Below are 704 nucleotides of genomic sequence, written 5' to 3' on the forward strand. Positions count from 1 at the left end.
TTCGTGAACATCAATTACCACAAGCTCAAGCTGATGCGCTTTCCGCTCTACCAGCTGTACATGGAGAAGCTCGGCGACTGAACCGGGCGCCGCTCAGCCCGCGTTGCGGATTCGGCGGCGCTCGACGAATTCGTGAAAGGAGAGCGACGGGTCGGTGGCCTGGCTCTCCAGGAACAGGCATCCCATGCGATGCTTCTCCCGGTACAGCCTTCGGATCGAGGGGTGTTCGGCGCTGCGGGAGACGTGTTGGTAGACGGCATTGAAGACCGCCTGGTCCGTGCTGGCGGACAGGCTGTCATGGCGGATCGTGAGCAGGTACGCCGCTTGCGTCAGCGGGGCGCTGTCGCCGCAGGCAACCAGCATGCCGGCATCGTGCAGGACGTCTTCGGAGATGACATCGTCCGCATAGGGCCGCCACATGGCGCGAGCGTACAAGGCGTGGACGGAGCCATGAAAATCCACGAATGCCGGAAGGTCGATGAGCCCCGACAGCTGCAACTCGCGGCACACCTTGCGGCACCGGGCCGACACATAGACGGTACGGATGAAGGCCACGCCCTTCGCGTTGGCAAGGGCAAGGGCGTGGGCCTCGGCGAGGGCGCCGCTTGCGTACGTGTCGTCGCTGTCGAGCATGGTCACGAAGGCGCCCGAACTCGCCAGGAAGGCCCGGTTTCTGCAGGCGCCGGGTCCCGAACGGTTCGACG

At 64.8% G+C, this 704-nt stretch carries 1 protein-coding gene; it reads right to left on the bottom strand.

Going from position 1 to position 704, the window contains the following annotated elements:
- Nucleotides 1-93 precede the first annotated feature (93 nt).
- On the bottom strand, nt 94-704 hold a 611-nt coding region (locus AC1DTN_RS37850; RefSeq protein ID WP_477925269.1), incomplete at its 5' end, for a glycosyltransferase.

Source organism: Rhizobium sp. 01T444 (assembly GCF_056398305.1).